Annotated in this window: 16 protein-coding genes; 6 read left to right on the top strand and 10 right to left on the bottom strand. The window is 66.7% G+C overall.

The features are described from left to right. The first annotated feature begins 297 nt into the window (after nt 1–297). The 3 genes from AC1DNE_RS29755 to AC1DNE_RS29745 all read left to right on the top strand — a co-directional run bounded on the left by AC1DNE_RS29755 (nt 298) and on the right by AC1DNE_RS29745 (nt 3684). A complete protein-coding gene (locus AC1DNE_RS29755; RefSeq protein ID WP_441473738.1) occupies nt 298–1530 on the top strand; it encodes an alpha/beta hydrolase in 1233 nt (410 codons plus the stop codon). A gap of 136 nt (nt 1531–1666) precedes the next feature. Beyond that, complete coding sequence (locus tag AC1DNE_RS29750) at nt 1667–2824, top strand: acyl-CoA dehydrogenase family protein (RefSeq protein WP_441473739.1); 1158 nt, start codon at nt 1667–1669, stop codon at nt 2822–2824. After that, nucleotides 2824–3684 (top strand): HTD2 family dehydratase, encoded by an 861-nt coding sequence (locus AC1DNE_RS29745; RefSeq protein WP_476767134.1) that lies wholly within the window; start codon nt 2824–2826, stop codon nt 3682–3684. The genes AC1DNE_RS29750 and AC1DNE_RS29745 overlap by 1 nt, the downstream gene beginning before the upstream one ends. Nucleotides 3685–3706: 22 nt before the next feature. On the opposite strand, the gene AC1DNE_RS29740 is transcribed toward AC1DNE_RS29745, so the two are convergent. Together AC1DNE_RS29740 and AC1DNE_RS29735 are read right to left on the bottom strand one after the other, a co-directional pair. Continuing rightward, nucleotides 3707–4972: an MATE family efflux transporter gene (locus AC1DNE_RS29740; protein WP_476767133.1), complete on the bottom strand. Its 1266-nt coding sequence runs from the start codon at nt 4970–4972 to the stop codon at nt 3707–3709. Continuing rightward, entirely contained in the window at nt 4969–6108 is a 1140-nt protein-coding gene (locus AC1DNE_RS29735) for a glycosyltransferase family 4 protein (protein WP_476841355.1), read from the bottom strand. The genes AC1DNE_RS29740 and AC1DNE_RS29735 overlap by 4 nt, the downstream gene beginning before the upstream one ends. Nucleotides 6109–6276: 168 nt before the next feature. Between AC1DNE_RS29735 and AC1DNE_RS29730 the strand changes: the two genes are divergently transcribed. Together AC1DNE_RS29730 and AC1DNE_RS29725 are read left to right on the top strand one after the other, a co-directional pair. Beyond that, complete coding sequence (locus AC1DNE_RS29730; RefSeq protein WP_441473742.1) at nt 6277–7449, top strand: DUF1972 domain-containing protein; 1173 nt, start codon at nt 6277–6279, stop codon at nt 7447–7449. Beyond that, a complete protein-coding gene (locus tag AC1DNE_RS29725; protein WP_476767131.1) occupies nt 7446–8687 on the top strand; it encodes a glycoside hydrolase family 5 protein in 1242 nt (413 codons plus the stop codon). Before AC1DNE_RS29730 ends, AC1DNE_RS29725 begins: the two co-directional genes overlap by 4 nt. Here the strand turns inward: AC1DNE_RS29725 and AC1DNE_RS29720 are convergent. Both AC1DNE_RS29720 and AC1DNE_RS29715 read right to left on the bottom strand, forming a co-directional pair. Further along, a complete protein-coding gene (locus AC1DNE_RS29720) occupies nt 8629–9972 on the bottom strand; it encodes a VpsF family polysaccharide biosynthesis protein (protein WP_476767130.1) in 1344 nt (447 codons plus the stop codon). The two genes, AC1DNE_RS29725 and AC1DNE_RS29720, sit on opposite strands and share 59 nt — an antisense overlap. After that, entirely contained in the window at nt 9972–12068 is a 2097-nt protein-coding gene (locus AC1DNE_RS29715) for a GumC family protein (protein ID WP_441473745.1), read from the bottom strand. The genes AC1DNE_RS29720 and AC1DNE_RS29715 overlap by 1 nt, the downstream gene beginning before the upstream one ends. A gap of 275 nt (nt 12069–12343) precedes the next feature. Between AC1DNE_RS29715 and AC1DNE_RS29710 the strand changes: the two genes are divergently transcribed. Continuing rightward, complete coding sequence (locus AC1DNE_RS29710) at nt 12344–13840, top strand: glucosamine inositolphosphorylceramide transferase family protein (RefSeq protein WP_476767129.1); 1497 nt, start codon at nt 12344–12346, stop codon at nt 13838–13840. Here AC1DNE_RS29710 and AC1DNE_RS29705 read toward each other — a convergent pair. The 6 genes from AC1DNE_RS29705 to AC1DNE_RS29680 form a co-directional block, all read right to left on the bottom strand. After that, the gene (locus AC1DNE_RS29705) at nt 13764–14927 is read right to left on the bottom strand and encodes a GNAT family N-acetyltransferase (protein WP_476767128.1); all 1164 of its coding nucleotides are present in this window, start codon (nt 14925–14927) and stop codon (nt 13764–13766) included. The genes AC1DNE_RS29710 and AC1DNE_RS29705 overlap by 77 nt on opposite strands. Continuing rightward, a complete protein-coding gene (locus AC1DNE_RS29700; RefSeq protein ID WP_476767127.1) occupies nt 14924–15919 on the bottom strand; it encodes a sterol desaturase family protein in 996 nt (331 codons plus the stop codon). Before AC1DNE_RS29700 ends, AC1DNE_RS29705 begins: the two co-directional genes overlap by 4 nt. Before the next feature lie 135 nt (nt 15920–16054). Further along, nucleotides 16055–17284, bottom strand: coding sequence for a peptidase T (pepT, locus tag AC1DNE_RS29695; RefSeq protein ID WP_441473749.1), 1230 nt, complete (start codon nt 17282–17284; stop codon nt 16055–16057). A gap of 108 nt (nt 17285–17392) precedes the next feature. Continuing rightward, entirely contained in the window at nt 17393–18373 is a 981-nt protein-coding gene (locus AC1DNE_RS29690; RefSeq protein ID WP_476767126.1) for a peptide ABC transporter ATP-binding protein, read from the bottom strand. Further along, the gene (locus tag AC1DNE_RS29685; protein WP_441473751.1) at nt 18370–19392 is read right to left on the bottom strand and encodes an ABC transporter ATP-binding protein; all 1023 of its coding nucleotides are present in this window, start codon (nt 19390–19392) and stop codon (nt 18370–18372) included. Before AC1DNE_RS29685 ends, AC1DNE_RS29690 begins: the two co-directional genes overlap by 4 nt. Nucleotides 19393–19396: 4 nt before the next feature. Continuing rightward, a complete protein-coding gene (locus AC1DNE_RS29680) occupies nt 19397–20308 on the bottom strand; it encodes an ABC transporter permease subunit (protein ID WP_441473752.1) in 912 nt (303 codons plus the stop codon). Nucleotides 20309–20331: the final 23 nt, after the last annotated feature.

Below are 20331 nucleotides of genomic sequence, written 5' to 3'. Positions count from 1 at the left end.
GCAACCAAATCAAAAGCCCGCCCCTCAAAAGGCGGGCTTTCGATCGTTCAGAGCGCAAGCGCCACCTGCTCACAAAGATCCACCCCGAAAACCAGGCAAACAGCCAAAGCCCCGAGCTCTCCGCTTGACCGCTCGGCAGGAACGCTGCCTAGTTCGGGGCTGGCTGTCACAGCTCAGCATCATTCCCGCATGATAAAGCGATGTCGGGACAAAGTGGCGTCGTTGTCGGGGGCGGGGATGCGTATTGCGTTACTTCACAAGGTCGGGCTCCGGTCTTTCTGGGCAGGAGCCACCGCCTTGTTGCTCGCGGGCTGCGCCGGGGATGTGAAGGGCGTGCTTCTGCCCGTGAGCTCGTCCGCTACGGATACGAGCAAGGTCACCATGCTGGTGGCGACGACCCGCGCGCCCGACGAGGATGCCGGCGTTCTGTTCTCGGGCGAGCGCGGCAAGCCCGCCTTCGCCGAGATCACTGTCTCCCTGCCGCCGGGGACCCGCCGCAAGGTCGGCGAGGTGCAATGGCCGAGCCGCCTGCCCGGCGATCCGGAGACGGAATTCGTCACGCTCAAGGTCGAGAAGCTCGACCGCGCCCAGGCGGTGTCACGCTTCCACAAGGCCGTGGTCAAGGTGCCCAAGCGCCGGGTGATGGTCTTCATCCACGGCTTCAACAATCGCTTCGAGGACGCGGTTTATCGCTTCGCGCAGATCGTGCACGACTCCAACGCCAACGTCGTGCCGATTCTTTTCACCTGGCCGTCGCGCGGCTCGATCTTCGCCTATGGCTATGATCGCGAGAGCGGCAATTATTCCCGCACGTCGCTCGAGAACCTGCTGCAGGATCTCGCGCGCGATCCGGCTGTCGGCGAGGTCTCGATCCTCGCCCACTCGATGGGGAACTGGGTGACGATGGAGGCGCTGCGGCAGATGGCGATCCGCAACGGCAGCATCCCGCCGAAAATCGCCAATGTCATGCTCGCCGCGCCGGATGTCGACGTCGATGTCTTCCGCAGCCAGATCTCCGACATCCACGGCAAGCTGCCGCGCTTCACTGTGTTCGTCTCGCAGGATGACAGGGCCCTTGCGGTCTCGCGGCGCGTCTGGGGCAGCACGGCAAGGCTGGGCGCGATCGATCCCGATGTCGAGCCCTATCGGACGGAGCTCGCGCAGACCGGCATCACCGTGCTCAACCTGACAAAACTGCGCTCCGGCGACAGCCTGAACCATGGCAAGTTCGCCGAGAGCCCGGAAGTCGTACAACTGATCGGCTCCCGGCTGGTCGAGGGGCAGCCGATCACGGATTCGCGGGTCGGCCTGGGCGAGCGCCTGATGCAGGTGACCGCCGGCACCGCGGCGGCCGTCGGCACGGCAGCCGGCCTCGCGATCTCGGCGCCGATCGCCGTCGTCGACCCGCACACGCGCCGGAATTTCAACGACACGATCGAGCAGGTCGGTCGGTCTGTCGGGGATGCCGGACAAGCCACGGGCGAGGCCGTGACCGCGCCGTTCGAGGCGGGAGCGCCGTCCGGCCGCTGAGAATGAAGCGACCCGCACGCCGGCTGTTGATGATGCAGGCCTTACCCTCCACGGACGCTCTTTCTCATCGGTCTGTGGAGGTCTAACCACGAAGGGATCGGGACGCCGCGAGGCGTCCGGCAGCTTCGAGGCCGCTATGCAGCATGCTTCCGACCACGCCGACATTCGCGATGCGGTTGCCAGGTTGTGCGCGGATTTCCCCGGCGAGTACTGGCGCAAGCTCGACCGTGAGATGGCCTATCCGGCCGCGTTCGTCACGGCGCTGACGGAAAGCGGCTTCCTCTCGGCGCTGATCCCCGAGGAATATGGCGGCGCCGGCCTGCCGCTCTCGGCCGCCGCCGTGATCATGGAGGAGATCCAGCGACAGGGCTGCAACGGCGCCGCCTGTCACGCCCAGATGTATGTGATGGGCACGGTGCTGCGTCACGGCACCGAGGACCAAAAGCAGCGCTATTTGCCGAAGATCGCCTCGGGCGAGCTCAGGCTCCAGGCTTTCGGGGTCACTGAGCCGACCAGCGGCACCGACACCACGGCGCTGCGCACCACCGCTCGCCGCGAGGGCGACCATTACATTATCAACGGCCAGAAGATCTGGACGAGCCGCGCGGCGCAGTCCGACCTGATGCTGCTGCTCGCCCGCACCACGCCGCGCGACCAGGTCGCCAAGCGCACCGACGGGCTCTCGGTCTTCATCCTCGACATGCGCGAGGCGCTGAAGGACGGGCTGACCGTCCGGCCGATCCGCACGATGATGAACCACGCCACCACCGAAGTCTTCTTCGACAATGTGAAGGTGCCGGCGCAGAATCTCGTCGGCGAAGAGGGCAAGGGCTTCCGCTACATCCTCTCCGGCATGAACGCCGAGCGCATCCTGATCGCGGCCGAGTGCGTCGGCGATGCCAAGTGGTTCATCGACAAGGCATCGAACTATGCCAGGGAACGCCATGTCTTCGGCCGGCCGATCGGCCAGAACCAGGGTATCCAGTTCCCGATCGCCAAGGCCTACGCCAATATGCGCGCCGCCGAACTGATGGTGCGCGAGGCGATCCGGCTCTATGAGGCCGGCGCCAATCCGGGTGCAGAGGCCAACATGGCCAAGATGCTGGCGGCGGACGCGTCCTTCGAGGCGGCCAATGCCTGCATCCAGACTCATGGCGGCTTCGGCTTTGCCGAGGAATACGACATCGAGCGCAAATTCCGCGAGACGCGGCTCTATCAGGTCGCGCCGATCTCCACGAACCTGATCCTCTCCTATCTCGCCGAGCACGTGCTGGGCATGCCGAGGTCTTACTGATGGCTGCTTCCGATAGGTCCGCACTCGACATCGATCACCTGCGCGGCTGGATCGGCAACGAGGATATCGGCGTCGACATCGTCAGCGAGGATCTGGCGCGGAAGTATCACGCGACATTCGATGATCCGGGCGAGGCGCCGAAGCCCGGCGAAGTGGTGCCGAGGCTGATCCATTTCTGCCTCGCGCAGCCGGCGGCTCCGACCGGCGCGCTCGGCCCCGATGGCCACCCCGCTCGGGGGGGCTTTCTGCCGCCCGTGCCGTTGCCTCGCCGGATGTGGGCCGGGGGCGCATTCTCCTTTTCCGGCGATCTCAGAGTGGGGGATGTCGTCAGGCGTATCTCCCGCATTGCCGACGTCGTGCTTAAGGAAGGGCGCACCGGGCCGCTCTGCTTCGTCACCGTGGAGCATCGCGTCGAGGCGAATGGAGCGCTCGTGCTGGAGGAGCGACAGGACATCGTCTATCGCGATCTCGACGGCGCCGCGGGCACGACAAAGCAGCCACCCTCTGCCGAGCAGGGCGCCCACCAGCGGCCCATGAGGGCCGAGGCGCCGCTGCTGTTTCGTTATTCCGCCCTGACGTTCAACGGCCATCGCATTCACTATGACCGCCGCTACGTCATGGAGGTCGAGGGCTACCCTGGTCTCATCGTCCATGGGCCGATGCAGGCGGCCCTGCTCTGCAACTACGCCACCGAGTTACGCGGAGCCCCGCCGCGCCGTTTCAGCTTCCGGGGGCTGTCGCCGCTTTTCGATGACGATGCCTTCGCCTTGCACGCGGCGGAGGAGGGGGCCGGATTGAAGCTCTGGACCGCCAAGCAGAACGGCACGCTCTGCATGACGGCGGAAGCCGCCTGGTCGTAAGGGCGCCAACCGCGGTCGTCGGTCAGCCGGCTCGGGCGGCGGACGGCGCCGCCTTCTCGGCGGCGCGCTGCCTCGGCCAGACAATGGCCCAGCTGCCGATGAGGACGATGACCTCCGACAGCGCTCCGCCGAGAAGCACCCAGGAGGGAGCGGCCGTCAGCAGCAGGACCAGCACCACCAGCATGCCGATGGCGGCGGCTATCGCCGAGAGGATCGCGATCGAGCGGAAATCCTGGGCGATCTCGAGCCAGATGCGGGGCATGACATAGAGCATTGGCATGCCGCTCATGACCCAGGCCATCACCGATATCTTGAAGAAGCGGGTGTCCTCGAGGCTTTCCGGCAGGATGAGCGGGAGCGCGAGCAGAATGACGATCCCGTAGACGACGCCGAGGGCAGCCAGCGGTATCGGCCAGTAGCGCAGCAACCGCCCGACCTTCGCGGAGTCGCGATGTGCCATGAGCGCCGTCATCTCCGGATGCATCATGTTGGCGAAGGCGGTGGAGACGATGCGCAGCGGCACGAAATTGACGAGCGCCGCCGCGATCGGCGCATAGGCTGCAGGCCCCGCGATCGTGGCGACCAGCAGTGCCATGCCCTGGCCCTGGAGGTTGGTGATGGTCACGCTCAGCAGCGACCATTTCAGGTCTCGCCAGAGTTTGCGATAGCGCCGCCAGACATGTGTGCCGAAGCTCAACCGTATGGGCCGCCGGCCGAACGCGAGCATCACGGCGATGCCGAGCGCGTTTGCCGTCATCATGACCAGAAACGTGTGTTGCAGGATGTGGGTGCCGTTCCACACCACCCATGCGGCGCCGAGGGAGCCACTGATCGTGAACGTCAGGTCGCTGGCGCTGACCAGCATCTGCCGATTGCGGGCGAAGAAGACAGTGCGGATATGCGCGCGTGCGGTCCACAGAGCGACGAAGGCGCCGCCGCCGAAGGCCCCTTCAGGAAGCCAGCCGCTCAGGGCGCAGGCGACGCCGACGCCGAGCAGCGCCGACAGCAGCGCGGCTGCCGAGCCGAAGGTGATCTCAAAGGCCCCGGCCGCGGCGACGCTGTGGCTGCGGGCGATGAAGATGCTCGCCGGCAGAGCCGTGAGCGCGCGGATATAGGTCAGGCCGATGCCGCCGACCACCATGACCAGCGCGAACACGCCGTAGTCCCACGCGGAAACGGAGTGCAGCAGGACGAGGTTGAGGGCGAGGTGAAACGCGCTTTGCAGTGCCTCGCCGCCGACCATGACGACGAGCTTCAGGATCAGGCGGCGCAGGGATTCGAAATTCATTGCTGCCCCTGCCGGCCGCGGGAGAGCATGTCCTCGACAACCGCACCGATGGCGCGGGCGACGGCCCGATCGCTGAACAGTGCGGAGAAGCGTTCGCGGCCCGCATGCGCCATGGGGGCGAGCATCTCCGGCGCGAGGATCACCTGTTTCAGCGCTTCGGCGAGAGCGCTGGGGTCGCCAGGCGGCAATAGCCGGCCGGTCACACCGTCCACCACCACCTCCTGCAGGCCCCCGATCGCCGAGGCGAGCGGAGGCCGACCGAATGCCATGGCTTCGATCGCGACGCGGCCAAGCGACTCCGGGCGACGGGACGGCACCACGACGATGTCGGCCCACTGATAAAGCGGCGTGGGATCATCGCGGAAAGGCTCGACCTTGACCTGCTCGTCGAGACCCGCGCTCGTCACTGCTTCGTGCAAGCTCTGTTCGAGGGCGGGGTCCTCGAAAGCGCTGCCGACGATTCGCACCTCAAGGCGGTCTCGCAGCTCTGGAGGCAGGGCGCTCACCGCTGCGAGCAGGATTTCCTGGCCCTTGATGCGGTTGATCCGGCCGAGCATGAGGACACGCAGCCGTCGCTTCCCGTCATAATCCGTCGGTGCCCAATCGGCGGGTCCGGCCACGCCATTGTAGATGACGTCCGCCGCATGATCGGCCGGGAGCGGAAAGGCGGCGCGCGTCGCCTGCGAGTTGAAGATCAGCCGCGCCCGGCCCCAGAGGATGAGCCGGCGCAGGAGCGTGCGAGTCATTCCCTCCGGGATTTCGTGGATATGCTGGATTGCCTTGCCGGCAAAGAACCGCGCCGCGAGGACATGGTCCACGATGACCGAGGTATTGATGTAGACGAGGTCGCAGCGGCGCATGCGCCGGGCCGCGCGCAACACGGCGCGGGGCAGCTCGACCGGGGCCGTGGCCATCAATCTGGGCAGGTTCCTGCGGCGCAGGACCCATAGCGGCTCGATGACGATCCGGCTGGCGATCGGCTGCAGCAGGCTGAGAATCGGACCCTCGCGCGGGAGCACGACCTCGATATCGGCGGCCGGGTAGGCCTGCCGCAAGGCAGCCACGCTCTCGGCGAAAGCGCGATCCGAGCCGTAGAGTTCATAGCCCTGATGAATGCAGGCGATACGCAGCGTCACAATCCATTTCCATTCGAGGACGCCGCCATCGCGCTTCCACCGATTCCGCATGGCCGGAAAGCGCGTCCTAACCATCTTCGATAAAAGGAGAATAAACCTCAGAAACTCAAGGTATTATTGGAGGTATGCGCTATCTTCACGCAGCTTTGCGCGCCTCCGGATAAAATCATGGCAAATACCGCTCCCTCGTTGCTGATCCTCGGAACACGGGGGATTCCAGCTGCGCATGGAGGCTTCGAGACCTTCGCCGAGAAGCTCGCCTTGTTTTTGGTCGAGCGGGGCTGGCAGGTCGGCGTGTACTGCCAGGACGAGGTTCCGGTCGTCACGCGCCGGTTTCACAGCGAATCCTGGCGGGGCATAGAGCTTATCCGCACGCAGGTGTCGTCATCGGGGCCGCGCGCGACCATCGATTTCGACTGGCATTGCGTGCGGCACGCGGCGCAGCGCCCGGCGCTCAGTCTCGTCCTGGGATATAATGGCGCGATCTTCCTGCCCTATCTGCGCCTGGCCGGGCGGAAGATCATGACGAATATGGACGGGATCGAGTGGCGTCGGCCGAAATGGTCATGGCCCGTCCGCAGCTGGTTCTGGATCAACGAGTGGGTCGCGGCCTGGTCCTCGAACCGTCTCGTAGCCGATCATCCGGTCATCGCCGATCACCTCGCGACGCGGCGTCCGCGCAGTGCCACGGTCATGATTCCCTATGGCGGCATGCCCATCAGGATGGCGCCGGCAAAGCCGCTCGCGAGGTTCGGGCTGGAGAGCGGCCGCTATCTGATCTCGATCGCCCGGATCGAGCCCGACAATTCGATCCTCACTCTCGTCGAGGCCTTCTCGTCCAAGCGGCGCGGCATGCCCCTCGTCGTCCTCGGCAATTTCTCTGATGAGAACGCCTATCATCGCCAGGTCAAGGCGGCGGCGGGGCCGGAGGTGATCATGCCCGGCGCGATCTACGATGACGAGACGGTAAGGGCCTTGCGCTTCCACGCGCGGGGCTATCTGCACGGACATACGGTCGGCGGGACCAACCCCTCTCTGGTCGAGGCGCTGTGGGCAGGGAACCCGGTCATCGCCCATGACAATCCCTACAATCGCTGGACGGCCGGCGAGGCAGGCCTGTTCTTCGGTGACGAGGCGAGCTGCTCCAATGCGATCGGGAGGCTGCTGGCCGATGACGAGCTGGCCGCGCGCCTGAAGCAGGCTGCGCTCGGGCGCGCCCGGTCCAGCTTCGAATGGCAGACGGTCCTAGAACAGTACGAGCGCGAGGCGCTTGCCCTGCTCGGCCTCGAGCCGGAAGCCACTTTTGCTCCTGTCGAAATGACCGGCAGCCGCCGGGGATGACGGTCAGCCGCCGGTCTCTGCTCGCGGGTGCAATAGGCACGGCGACCATCGGCGGCGGTCGCGCCCATGCCGCGCGGCCCCTCAGCGTCCGGCGCGGCGTCAATCTCTGGCCGTGGTTCTCGTTGACGCGGGAGCACCCGGCGCCGCGAACCGACTATGATTGGCCACCATTCCAGCTCGACCGGCAGGTTCCGACGCGGGCGGATTTGGCGCTGCTGCGTCGTGCCGGCCTCGACTTCGTCCGGTTGCCTGTGGACCCCGGTCCGTTCCTTGCCGGCGCTCCTGCCGCCAGGAAGTCATTGCTCGATCAGGTGATGGCCGCCGTCGCGCTGGCGCAGGGCGAGGGGCTCGCCGTGATCGTCAACCTGCACGCCAACGCCGCGACGCATTATTGGACGCCGTCGCGATTGTTCGGAAGCTTGGATGCTCCGGCGTTTCCGGCCTATCGCGACCTGGTGACGGAGCTGGCGTCGCGGTTGGGACGGAGCGATCCGGAGCGGACCGGTTTCGAGCCGGTCAACGAGCCGCTCCAGGCCTGCGGCTCCGCCGAATGGGGAGAGATGCAGAAGCGGCTTCTGGCCTCGGCCCGGCTGGCCGCGCCAGGGCTGACATTGCTGGCGACCGGCGCCTGCGGCAGCATGATCGCCGGCCTCGAACCCCTCCGGGTTCGCGAGCTCTCGCTCTATGAGCCGCTGCTCTTCACGTTTCACTTCTACGAGCCCTACCTCTTCTCGCATCAGGGCGCGCGCTGGATGAGCGAGCCGGTCTACCGGGCGCTCAACTCCGTGCCCTGGCCGGCGGCGCGGGGAAGCCTCGACGCCACCCTCGCTGCGGTCCGTGCTCGAATGGCGGCGCTGGGCGGGCCGGCACAGGGCAGCGGTGCGGCCGCCTATCGCGAGACCGAGCGTGTCCTGAAGGAGTATTTCGATGCCCAGCCGGACCGCCCCTTCATCGATGGCTATCTGCGCCGGGTCCGTGCCTGGGCGGAGCGCGAGAGCGTCCAGCCCGGCCGGATCCTGATGGGCGAGTTCGGAGCGCTGCGCTCCGGGCGCGGCACGGTCGCCTCCGCTCCGGACGATCGCGCCCGCTATGTGCGTGACGTCAGGCTCGGTGCCGAAGCGCTCGGCTTTCCCTGGGCGTTCTGGAATCTGTTCGACAGCATGGGGATGATGGACGACGTCAGCCGCCGGCTCGACCCGGCCATGATCGCGGCCCTCGGCCTGAGAATGCCGGATTGAGCCGGTCGGAATCGCGCCTTTCCGGTCGATAGAGGCACAGAATCACGACGACGAATTTCGACGGCATCGTCGTCTTCGTCGCGATGCTCTCCGAGCCGTTCAGCAGGATGATCCAGACGATCATCGGGAGCCAGACGCCGGAGCGTCCGCGCCCCAGCTCGTACATGAAGAGGCCGAAGGCCAGCGTCACGAGCGCGGTGATGATCGCCCCTTGATACAGCGTCATGCGCACGAACGGGTTCTCGATGCCCCATTCGAGCCCGTTGACGCGGCGCAGGGTATCGACGAGCTGTACATCCGGCCCGACGATGAGGTCGCCGATCGAAAACATCTGCAGCAGCTCGAACATCTCCTTGCGGGCATTGGCGCTGCCGCCGTCGGAGACGAAGCGCGTGGCCACGTCGTCGAAGAAACCAAGCGCCACCAGCCCGCCGATGGCGACGGGCAGGAGGGCTACGAGCACGCAGCCGATGGCGGCGGCGATCAGCGATATCCGCCCGCTCCGCAGCAGGGCGAACAGCTGTACCGTGCCGTAGCAGAGGCCGAACGCCAGCGACGTCAGAAGCGCGGTCCGGCCGCCGAAGACCACCAGGGCGGCGCTCTGCAGCGCGATGAGAACGCCGCGGACCGCCGGCGGCAGGGAGCGTGATCCGCTGATCAGGGCCATCAGATAGCAGGCGGTGATCATGGCGTTGGCCAGCGGATGGCCGTGAAACGCGCTGGAGCGGGTGTCGGTTTCGAAGACGGCGCCGTCGAAGCGGTAGGGAAAGAGCCGGAACTGCGTGACGAACTCGAAGAGCGCGAGCACGGCGTTGAGGGTCATGACGACATGCAGCATCGTCGTGAGCGTCGTCATGGTCTCGTCGTCGGCATCGACGAGCAACAGGACCAGCAGGCAGACGGCGACATAGGTGTCGACCATGCCGCCGAGGCCCGGCCCGTCGCGCAGCACGGTGACGATGATCGTCCCCATCGTCACCAGCAGCATGAACAGCGTCGCCGGCCGAGCGCTGACGAGATGAATGATGCGGCTGACCGGATCGCCGCAGCCGATCAGGCTCCAGCCGAACAGCAGCACGATCATGTAGGTCGAGGGATGGATCTTCGTGGCGGCGGCGCCGGTGAGGCCGTCGTAATTGTAGCCGACGAGCCAGAGCATGCCGCCCGACACGCAGAACAGCACCAGGACGGTGACGAAAAGACCGTAGCGCGTCAGCCCATCCAGGTGGGCCCAGCCCGGTGCCCCACGGGCCGAGGCGTCGGCCGTGGGATTGGCGGCAGACATCAGCCTCGCCCGTCGGCGTCGATCAGGATCGTTGCCGTCACCGTGCGACCCATGACGCGCGCGGATTCGACCGCCCGCATGATCTCCTGCTGACGCGTGGTGTAGAGGCGAGCGACGAGCACGATCTCCTCGACCATGCCGACCAGCGGCGCGATCTTCACATTGCGCTCCAGCGGCCCGCCGTCGATGACCACGACGTCGAAGTGACGGCTGGCATCCGCCAGCATTCGCATCGCATAGCTGCGCGCCAATGCCTTCTGCGTTGCAGCTTTCGGGCGGCCGGCTGACATCAGCGCAACATCCTTGGCGCCGCTGAAGTGAATGGCATCCTCGAAGCTGCATTCGCCCCGCAGAATATCCATGAGCCCGGCAGGGCCGCCCTGGACTGGTTCGGTCGTCGTATCGACCAGGAGGACGCGCTCTCCATGCTGGACCGCTGCGCTGGCGAGCAGGTCGGCTGCATGCTCCCGCTCATCGCCATCGGCCTCGGCCGAAATCAGCAGGGCGCTGCGTGCGGCCGGGACCGGCACATCCGTGGGCTTGAACAGCAGCAGCAGCGCGAGTTGCGCCGCGCCTTCCGCATCCGCTTTCCGTCCCGTCGAGCGCCGGAACCACCGGCCGAAACCGCGCGCGGGGGCCGTCCGGGAGCGCAGGACACCGATCACCGGAGCGCCGATCAGGGTCTCGGCCTGCGAGCGGGAGAGCAGATGAGGCGCAGCATATTCGCGAAGCAATGCGAGGCCGGCGCCGAGTCCCAGGCCGAGGACGGCCGCTGCCGCTGCAAGCGGAAGCGTCGGCGGCCAGCTCGCCTGCAGCGGCGGCTGAGCCCGGCCGATGATGCGGGCGTTGGTGGTGTCCAAGGTCGCCTGCTCGCGTGTTTCCTGCGCGCGCAGCAGGAACGTCGCATAGACGGCACGGACCGCTTCGAGATCGCGCTGGAGCTCGCGCAGCCGCACTGAAGCCTGGTCCGCCCCTTGCGTCTGGCGCGTCAGGGTCTCGAGCTTGGTGGCGAGGAGCTTCTCATTGCCGAGCGCGCGCTCATATTCGGTGCGCACGGATTGCTCGACCCGCTCGATCTCCGTCGCGATGAGGCGGCGGATGTGGACGAGCTGGTTTTGCACCGCGCCGATCGATGGGTGCCGCGGGCCGAACTGGCTCTGCAGGTCGGCTTCGCGCTGAACCAGCGTGGCCTCCTGCTCACGCAGTCTTCCGATGACCGGAGACTGTATTGCCTCCGTGGAGTTGCCGGCCAGGGCCCCGCGCCGGCGTTGCTGCGCGATCAGCTCGACCTGGGACCGGAGGGTGGCGGTGCGTGCCTGGGCGGCCGACAGCTGATTGCTGATCTCGCTGAGCTGCTGCTCGCTGATGAGGCGCCCGGACGCTGCGACGAGATTGTTCTCGGCACGGTAGCGCTCGACGGCGTTCTCAGCCGCCTCGACCCGCTTCCGCTGTTCAGCGAGCCTGGCGGTCAGCGACTCGGACGCCTCCGTCGCGGCACGGCTGCGCGCATCGGCCTGGTCGGTGAGATAGGCTTCGGCGATAGCGTTGGCGAGCTTGGCGGACTTGTCGGCGTCGCGCGTCGTCACCACCACGTCCAGCACCAGGACCTTGTCCGCGCGCCTGACGGAAACCTTCCGCCGGAGGCTGGCGAGCGTCCGCGCCTCGGCAGGTGTGAGAGCGCCATCCAGGGCCGGAGTATCTGCCGCGATCCGGCCGAGCAGGCGACTGAGAAGCCCGGCGCCGTTGAATTCCGTGTCCTCGGTGAGTTTCGTTGCCCTGATCGCCCGAGCCAGCACGCTGGTGGACTGGATGACACTGGCCTGGCTTTCGATCTGCGCCAGCCCGCCATCCGGAGAGACCGTATTGGGGTTGACGTCATTGCTGACGACGTTCCGGTCGCGCGGGTCGATCAGGATCTGCGTCGAGGCGGTATAGAGCGAAGGCGTCAGCAGCCCATAGGCGAGGGCCAGCCCCGCCAGCACGCCCGCGACGGCCAGGATCGTCAGGCGCCGATGCCAGAGGATGCGCCAGAGCTCGGAGACCTCGACGGCGCCATCCGGGCGGCGACGAAAGGCTTCCTGAGGAGGCGGCTGCACCGTTTCCTCCTGCCGATGAGCGGTCGCAGCCAGACTTGCCATTCCTCTACTCGGACAACGCAACGCGATGCCGCGGCGTCTTCCAGCCGCAGCTTCCAGGCGCGACACTGCCACGAACTCCTTAACAAGTGCCCCGATCGGTCGAGCCGCCCGCATGAGCGGGCTTGCACGCGGGGCTAACCAAATCGAAATGCGGGTATTGGAGAATGCCGGCTGCTTTGGCGCAGTTGCCGCAAGAAATGCGGCTGGGCTTGGATATGAGATTGAGATTGAACATGGGTGCTTCGCCCTTGCGGCGGTGGCATCTGGTCCTGATCGAGCGGCTGCGGGCTATCCCCGGCCTGGCGCTTTCGGTCGTTCCGCCGGCAGCGAACGCAGCCGACCCGCATCGACTCGACGGTCTCTTCCGCGTGGAGGGCTATCTACACGGCCTCCAGCCTGAGGGTCTTTTCACGGCGGCCCCGCCGGCCGAGGCGGCGGCCGTGGCTGCCGCGCCGGGGCACGACGAAGCCGACCTGCTTCTCGATCTCGGCAGCGATGAACCGTCCGGATCGACGCGGCGCTGGAGCCTGCGCTTCGAAGGGCGGGCGGGAGAAGCGGCGCTCGTCTCCGCTCTTCTCGCCGGTGGCGTTCCCTTGGTCGAACTGACGGAGAACGGGGCGCGGATCGCCGCAGCGCGGCCGGGCAGCGATCACGGCCGCATTCTGCTGGCGAAGCTCGACGATATCCTCAGCCGCTTGATCACATTCATCGTGGCAGCGGTCGAAGGCAGCCGCATGCGTGTGCCGCAGCTGCCTGCCGAAGCCGAGCCTTCGCCCCCGCCCCAGACCGGCCTCGCCCGGACCATGGTCCGGGCCCTGACCTCGAATGCGGTCGATCGCATCTATCGCCGCTGCTTCCATGCCCCGCACTGGCGGGTGGGCTGGCGCAAGCTGGCCGGCCCGGATCTGTTCGATCTGAAGCGCCATCCCGGCTCGGGCTGGCGCGACCTGCCCGATGACGGCACCCGCTTCTACGCCGATCCGTTTCCGATCCTGCATCGGGGGCGCCTCACGCTCTTCGTCGAGGATTTTCCCCATGCCACCGGCAAGGGCATCATCTCGGCGGTGGAGTTCGGGCCGGATGGTCCGACAGGGCGCCCCGAGCCGGTGCTCGAGCAGCCCGGCCATCTATCCTATCCCTTCGTCTTCGAACGGGACGGGCAGGTCTGGATGATCCCGGAAAGCTCCGGTGCCGCGCGGGTGGATCTGTTTCGTGCGACGGCGTTCCCCGGCGGCTGGGTCAGGGAGGCGACGCTGATCGACGGCGTGGTCGCGAGCGATGCGACGCTGATCGAGCACGGCGGTCTTTGGTGGCTGTTTGCCACGGTGCGCGATGGCGGCGGCTCCCATTCGGATGCGCTGCATCTTTGGTCGGCGCCGGATTTCCGCGGTCCCTGGAAACCGCACCCCCGCAATCCCGTGCTGATCGACATCGCCTCGGCCCGGCCGGCCGGGCACATGACCATCCGCGACGGTGTTCTGCTGCGTCCGGTGCAGGACTGTCGGTTCGGCTATGGCAAGGCGCTCGGCATTGCCCGCGTCACCCGGCTCGACCCCGAGGGCTTCGATCAGGAGGTCGAGACCATCATCCAGGCAGGTGCTCTCTGGCCCGGTCGCCGCATCCACAGCCTCAACCGGGCCGGCGGATACGAATTCATCGACGGCTCGGCAATGGCTCGCCGGCCGCTTCTGGCTCGTCTGCGGCCTGTGCCGGCGCTCGCCGATTCCTGATGGCGTGCTGGGCGCCGTCGGCAAGGCCGGCGAGCCGTCCGAGCAGCGTGCGGGCCCCCGAAACCGAATCCAGCGTCACCGCCTGGGTGGCGAAGCGCCGCTTGAAATCCTCGCCGCCGCAGAGGAAATCGACCATCGACAGGCCCTGGTCGATCGACCACTGGATGTAGTCCATCATCAGCACCATGCCCGGAGAGGCACGCTCATGGTCCGGATCATAAGTGGTGACGAAGGCCATCATCCTGTCGCGCTGCACCAGATTGATCGAGACCGCGACGATGCTGTCGCCGCATTCGAGCAGGAAGACACGCAGGATGCCGAGCTTCGCCATCACGCCGACGAGCGCGGCGAGAGCCGGCGAGCCTTCGTCGAACAGGTCCGAAGCATGGCCGTGGCGCTCGAGCCATTTGCGCTTGAGGGCGGCGACGCGCTGCAGCACCGGCTCCAGAGGTTCCCCCGGAGCCATCAGCCGGAAGCGGACCTCCCCTGATTCCTCCATGAACTTGCGCCCGCGCCGGTAGTTCTGCCGCGTCTTCTTCGACTGCTGGTCGAACCAGAGCGCGCCACGGTTCCAGGAGCCGCTCACGCGATAGTTGATCTCGCACCGGTGGTTCGGGCGCAGGCGAAGGGCTGCGTTGTCGTCCGTCACGATCTGGCGGGCCACCGCCTCGGGAACGAGCCGGTTGAGATAGGCCATGTCGAAGCGGCCGGCAGCGGCGATCGCGCGCCACATGGCGGCTGCGGCTTCGCGACTCCAGCCGGGAGCCACGAGGATGTCGCCATAATCGCTATGCTCCTTCGCGGCCCATTCGAGAATGCGGATGCCGCGGCGCCGGATCGTGGCGAAAGGCAGCACGGCCTCGAGGTTTTCGCCATTCCAGACCAGGCCGATCAGCAGCTCGCGCTGGTCGCGGCCCGGCGTGGTCCGCCACCAGGCGCTGATCCAGCCATGGCTCTGGAAGACGAGGCCGTCGGCTTGCCGCCACAGCGCATCCCAGGCGGGAGCCAGCGCCGTGAGCCGCTCTTGCGAGGTGACGATCTCCAGCTTTCGGCCGTCGACGGCGGCGAGCGCGGTTGGGGCGCTCACTGCTGTGTTCCCTCGATCTCGGCCTCGGAGCGGCGAGCGGGGCGCAGGCCGAGGCGACGCCGGATCTGGTACCACATGCGTTTCAGCGGCAGCAGATAAAGCCCCGACAGCGACTGGTAATCACGGACGCCGCGTTCCATCAGCCCGAACTTGAAGTCCTCGTCCGGCTTCGGCACGCACAAGGTTCCGAAAAGCCGATCCCAGAACGAGAACAGCAGGCCGAAATTCTTGTCGTAGTGGCGCGGATCGACGCTGTGATGCAGCTGGTGCCAGTGCGGACACAGGATGAGGTTGTTGAGCGGGCCGAACGAGATCTTGAAATGCGTGTGCCTGACGAAGTCCATCATCAGGATATTGCGCATGATGTAGACGTTCACGCCGAAGACGGTGAGTTCGACGAGGTTGAGCGAGACCAGCGACCAGATCCCGAAGCAGATGCCCGGGATCACGCCGTCCCAGGCCCGGTTCATCAACTCGTCGAGCGGGTGGACGCGGTCCTTGGTGATGCCCACCATCACTTCCGCGGAATGATGGACCTTGTGCAGCTCCCAGAGGATGGGAAAGCGGTGCTGCGCGACATGATAGAGATAATAGGAGATGTCATAGGCCAGCAGCATCGTGATCGTGAAGATCACGGTGGTCATCGGCCCGGCCGGCCCCGGAATGAGGGGCGGGTCGATCTGGAAGATCGTCGCGAGGATCTTGTTGGTCGCGTAGCCGACTGCGACGACGAAGGTGACGCCCGCCGGCAGCATCAGGAACGGCATGATCGCCTTGCGCGTCACCCAGAAGAGCAGATCCGCCTTCGCCGAGGGGTGAGTGATGATCTCGTTGGGGAAGATGAAATCGAAGAACTCCCGGAAGTTCTTCTGCTCGGCCGTCCGCCAATAGGCGACCAGCGCGCTGACCAGCGCCGTCAGCAGCAGCAAGCCCGTCGTCAAGAGGCTCGTCGCCGAAATCTTGTCGAGGATTTTGCTAATGAATTCGGTCATTCCGTCTAGCACCTGCGGCGGGGGGCGGTACCCTTAGGCCACAAGGCTATTAAATATTCGACACACCGCAGGAAAGCTCGCGCCTTATGGTTAAGCGCGGCTTCGGGCGGCGCGATTCCGCTGCGGGGCGCGGCTTCAGCCCCGCTCCGCCGCCAGCCGGCAGATCATGCGCGCGGTTTCGTAGGACTTCACGAAAGCCGGAACGGGCAGGAATTCGAAGCGCGAGTGGAAATTGCAGCCGCCGGTGAAGAAGTTCGGCGTCGGCAACCCGCGCGCCGACAGCGCTGCCCCATCCGTGCCGCCGCGCATCGGGATCAGCTTCGGTTCGATCTTCAGTGCATCGAGCGCGGCGAAAAGCAGATCGACCGGGCGGCGGTCGTCGCCCAGGCTGTCATGGATGTTGCCGTAGGTATCGGTGACATCAGACGAGACCCGTCCCCTCGGATAGCGCTGTGCGATCAGCTCCGCGACCGCGCCGATACGGCGCTTGCGCTGTTCGAACCGGGCCTTGTCGAACTCGCGGATCATCACCTTGAGCTTGGCCTCGCTCTGGCCGGCGGCGATCTCGGTGAACCAGAAATAGCCCTCGCGCCCTTCGGTGTTTTCCGGTGTCTCGGCGCGGTCGAACTCGGCGATGAAATCCATCGCCATCAGCAGCGGATTGACCAGCACGCCCTTGGCCGAAATCGGATGGGCGCTGACGCCGGTGAAGCTGATCTCGCCCTGGGCCGCGTTGAAGTTCTCGATGACGACCTCGCCGAGTTCGCAGGCGTCGATCGTATAGGCGAAGTCGCAGGCGAAACGCGTGAGATCGAGAGCCTTGGCGCCGCGCAGGCCGATCTCCTCGTCGGGCACGAAGGCGACGAGGATGTCGCCATGGGCGTCTTCGGGGCCAAGCTCGGCGAGTAGCGTCATGATCGCGGCGACGGCGGCCTTGTTGTCGGCGCCGAGCACGCTGGTGCCGTCGCCGACGATGACGTCCGCGCCGACCCAGGGCTTGATCTGCGGGTTCTCCTCGACGCGCAGCCAGATGTCCTGCTCGCGGTTGAGGCACAGATCCTGCCCTTCGAAGCGCAGGACCTGCGGGCGGATGACCGGCGAGAGCCCGACATCGACGGTGTCGAGATGGGCGATGAAGCCGATGCGCGGCGCGCCCGGCCGTGTGCCGGGCTTGCGCGCGGTGACGGTGGCGTGGTCGTCGATGACGATATCGGCGAGGCCGAGGGCGGCGAGTTCCTCGGCGAGAAGCGCGGCGAGGCGCTGCTGCCCGGGCGTCGAGGGCAGGCTCGTCGCCCGCGCGTCGCTCTGGCTCTCGACCGCGACGTAGCGCAGGAAGCGCTCCGTCAGTTTCGCCGCAATGGACATCTCGACCTCGCTTCGCGTCTCGCCGTGCCCCGCATCCTGCGGATGCCGGGCGCAGCGAGAGCTATCGCGTCGGCCTGCGCTTCGGCAAGGGCCGCCGAAGCGCAGCGGTCACGCCGCCTTGGCGAGGAAGTCCTCGGCGTAGTGGCAGGCGACCTGCCGGCCGTCGATCTCGCGCTTCTCCGGGCGCTCCACCCGGCAGCGATCGGTCACATAGGGGCAGCGCGTCGAGAACACGCAGCCCTTGGGCGGGTTGAGCGGGGAGGGCAGTTCGCCGCGCAGCACGATGCGCTCGCGCTTGCCGGCATCGACGCGCGGCGTCGAGGCGAGCAGCGCCTGCGTATAGGGGTGCAGCGGCCGGGCGTAGATGCGCTCCTTCGGGCCGTGCTCGATGGCATTGCCGAGATACATCACCATCACGTCATGGGCGATGTGACGGACGACGCTGAGGTCGTGCGAGATGAAGAGATAGGCGAGCTTCAGCTCTTCCTGCAGATCCGCCAGCAGGTTCAGCACCTGCGCCTGAATCGAGATGTCCAGCGCCGAGACCGGCTCGTCCGCCACGACGAGCTTCGGCGAGAGGATCAGCGCCCGGGCGATCGCGATGCGCTGGCGCTGACCGCCGGAGAACATGTGCGGATAGCGGGCGTAATGCTCCGGCCGCAGGCCGACCTTGGCCATGATCGCGCGCGCCTTCTCGGTACGTTCGGCCTTGGAGAGGTCGGTGTTGATCTTGAGCGGCTCCTCCAGGATCGTGCCGACCTTCTTGCGCGGGTTGAGCGAGCCATAAGGGTTCTGGAAGACGAACTGGACGGTGCGGCGCAGGCGCTTGCGCTCGCTCGCGGGCGGATTGACGGCATCGACCCCGTCGAGCATCAACGTGCCCGAGGTCGGCGTCTCGATCAGCGTCGCCATGCGGGCGAGGGTCGATTTTCCGCAGCCGGACTCGCCGACGACCGCGAGCGTCCGGCCGGCCTCGACCGAGAAGGACACCTTGTTCACCGCCTGCAACTGCGCCGGCGGGCGGAAGAGCCCCTGCTTGACCGGATAGATCTGCGTGAGTTCACGCGCCTCGATGACGGGGCTGCTCATCGCACGGCCTCCTTCGCCCGGCCGGCTTCGTCGCGGGCGCGATCGGCGTCGCGCTGGGGATCGCCGAGCGGATAGTGACAGCGTACGCGCCCGTCAGCCCAGTTCCTGAGTTCCGGCTGGACATTGCGCGAATGCTCGGTCGCATAGGCGCAGCGCGGGCTGAACAGGCAGCCCTTCGGCCGGTCGTTCAGGCCCGGCACCATGCCGGGGATCGTGGCGAGCCGCGTCGCGTTTTCGCTCCGCTCCGGCAACGCCGCGAGCAGCGCGGCGGAATAGGGATGCTGCGGATCGGCGAAGAGCGCGTCGACCTTGCGCTCTTCCATGATCTGCCCGGCATACATCACCATGATGCGCTGTGCCGTCTCGGCGACGACGCCCATATTGTGGGTGATGAGGACGAGCGCCATGCCGCGCTCGCGCTGCAGCGACATCAGGAGATCGAGGATCTGCGCCTGGATGGTGACGTCGAGCGCGGTCGTCGGCTCGTCGGCGATCAGCAGGCGCGGATTGCAGGCGATCGCCATCGCGATCATCACGCGCTGGTTCATGCCGCCGGACATCTGATGCGGGAAGGCCTTGAGGCGGCTTTCAGGTGCCGGAATGCCAACCTGCTCGAGCAGCTCGATCGAGCGGCGCTTTGCGGCCTTGCCGTCCATGCCCTCATGCTTCCTGAGCGTCTCGGCGAGCTGGAAGCCGATGGTGAAGCAGGGGTTCAGGCTGGTGCTCGGCTCCTGGAAGATCATCGCCACATCCTTGCCTGTGAGCTGGCGGCGCTCGCGGGCGGACATGGTCAGGAGGTCGCGGCCGTCGAAGCGCAGCTTGTCGGCGCGGACGCGGCCGGGATAGCCGACGAGGCCCATCAGCGCGAGCATGGTGACTGATTTGCCGGAGCCGGATTCACCGACCACGCCGAGCACCTCGCCCTCCTCCAGGGTGAGGTCGATGCGGTCGACGGCGCGCAGCGTTCCCTGGGAGGTGGGGAATTCGACGCTGAGGTTTTCGATTTCGAGCAGGGGCATGGGATCAGCGCTTCAGCTTGGGGTCGAGCGCATCGCGCAGGCCGTCACCCAGCAGGTTGAAGGCGAGCACGGTGATGAGGATGGCGAGGCCTGGGAAGGTGACGACCCACCAGGCGCGCAGCACGAATTCGCGCGCATCGGCGAGCATCGTGCCCCATTCCGGGGTCGGGGGCTGGGCTCCGAGGCCGAGGAAGCCCAGCGCCGCGGCGTCGAGGATCGCGGTGGAGACGCCGAGCGTCGCCTGCACGATGAGGGGAGCGGCGCAGTTCGGCAGGATCTCGGAGAACATCAGTCGGATGGTCTGCGCACCGCTGACCTGGGCGGCGATGACGTAATCCTTGCTGGCCTCGGTGATCACGGCGGCGCGGGTGATGCGCACGTAATGCGGCAGCACGACGATGGCGACGGCGAGCATCGCGTTCATCAGGCCGGGGCCGAGGATCGCGACGATGACGATGGCGAGCAGCAGGCTCGGCATCGTCATCAGGATGTCCATCAGCCGCATGATCGCGATGTCGGCGATGCCCTTGAAGTAGCCGGCGATCAGCCCGAGGACGATGCCGACGACGATGGCAATGGAGACGACGGCGATGCCGATCACCAGCGAGAGTCGCGCGCCGAAAAGCAGGCGCGAGAGGATGTCGCGGCCGATGGCGTCGGTGCCGAGCGGATAGGAGAGCGAGCCGCCCGCCTGCCAGAACGGGGGCTTCAGGAAGACCGCGTTGTTGGTCAGGTTCGGGTCATGCGGCGCGATCAGCGGCGCGAACAGCGCGCATACCAGCACCAGCACGATGACGACCAGGCCGGCGACGGCGCCGCGATTGGCGCTGAAATAGGTCCAGAACTCGCGCGCCGGATGGGGCGGCGTGCCGCTCGGTGCAGCGACTGCTGGGGCTTCGAGGGTTTCTGCGCTCATGGACGAGGGCTCCGATGGGAGCT

The organism is Allobosea sp. 05L423, from assembly GCF_056397745.1.
This window is presented reverse-complemented; position numbering and strand designations above follow the sequence as displayed.

Excerpts from the sequence above, each read along its gene's own strand:
- AC1DNE_RS29750 (WP_441473739.1), top strand. The coding sequence starts at position 1,667 with ATGCAGCATGCTTCCGACCACGCCGACATTCGCGATGCGGTTGCCAGG.
- AC1DNE_RS29745 (WP_476767134.1), top strand. The coding sequence starts at position 2,824 with ATGGCTGCTTCCGATAGGTCCGCACTCGACATCGATCACCTGCGCGGC.
- AC1DNE_RS29740 (WP_476767133.1), bottom strand. The coding sequence starts at position 4,972 with ATGAATTTCGAATCCCTGCGCCGCCTGATCCTGAAGCTCGTCGTCATG.
- AC1DNE_RS29730 (WP_441473742.1), top strand. The coding sequence starts at position 6,277 with ATGGCAAATACCGCTCCCTCGTTGCTGATCCTCGGAACACGGGGGATT.
- AC1DNE_RS29725 (WP_476767131.1), top strand. The coding sequence starts at position 7,446 with ATGACGGTCAGCCGCCGGTCTCTGCTCGCGGGTGCAATAGGCACGGCG.
- AC1DNE_RS29720 (WP_476767130.1), bottom strand. The coding sequence starts at position 9,972 with ATGTCTGCCGCCAATCCCACGGCCGACGCCTCGGCCCGTGGGGCACCG.
- AC1DNE_RS29710 (WP_476767129.1), top strand. The coding sequence starts at position 12,344 with ATGGGTGCTTCGCCCTTGCGGCGGTGGCATCTGGTCCTGATCGAGCGG.
- AC1DNE_RS29700 (WP_476767127.1), bottom strand. The coding sequence starts at position 15,919 with ATGACCGAATTCATTAGCAAAATCCTCGACAAGATTTCGGCGACGAGC.
- pepT (WP_441473749.1), bottom strand. The coding sequence starts at position 17,284 with ATGTCCATTGCGGCGAAACTGACGGAGCGCTTCCTGCGCTACGTCGCG.
- AC1DNE_RS29690 (WP_476767126.1), bottom strand. The coding sequence starts at position 18,373 with ATGAGCAGCCCCGTCATCGAGGCGCGTGAACTCACGCAGATCTATCCG.
- AC1DNE_RS29685 (WP_441473751.1), bottom strand. The coding sequence starts at position 19,392 with ATGCCCCTGCTCGAAATCGAAAACCTCAGCGTCGAATTCCCCACCTCC.
- AC1DNE_RS29680 (WP_441473752.1), bottom strand. The coding sequence starts at position 20,308 with ATGAGCGCAGAAACCCTCGAAGCCCCAGCAGTCGCTGCACCGAGCGGC.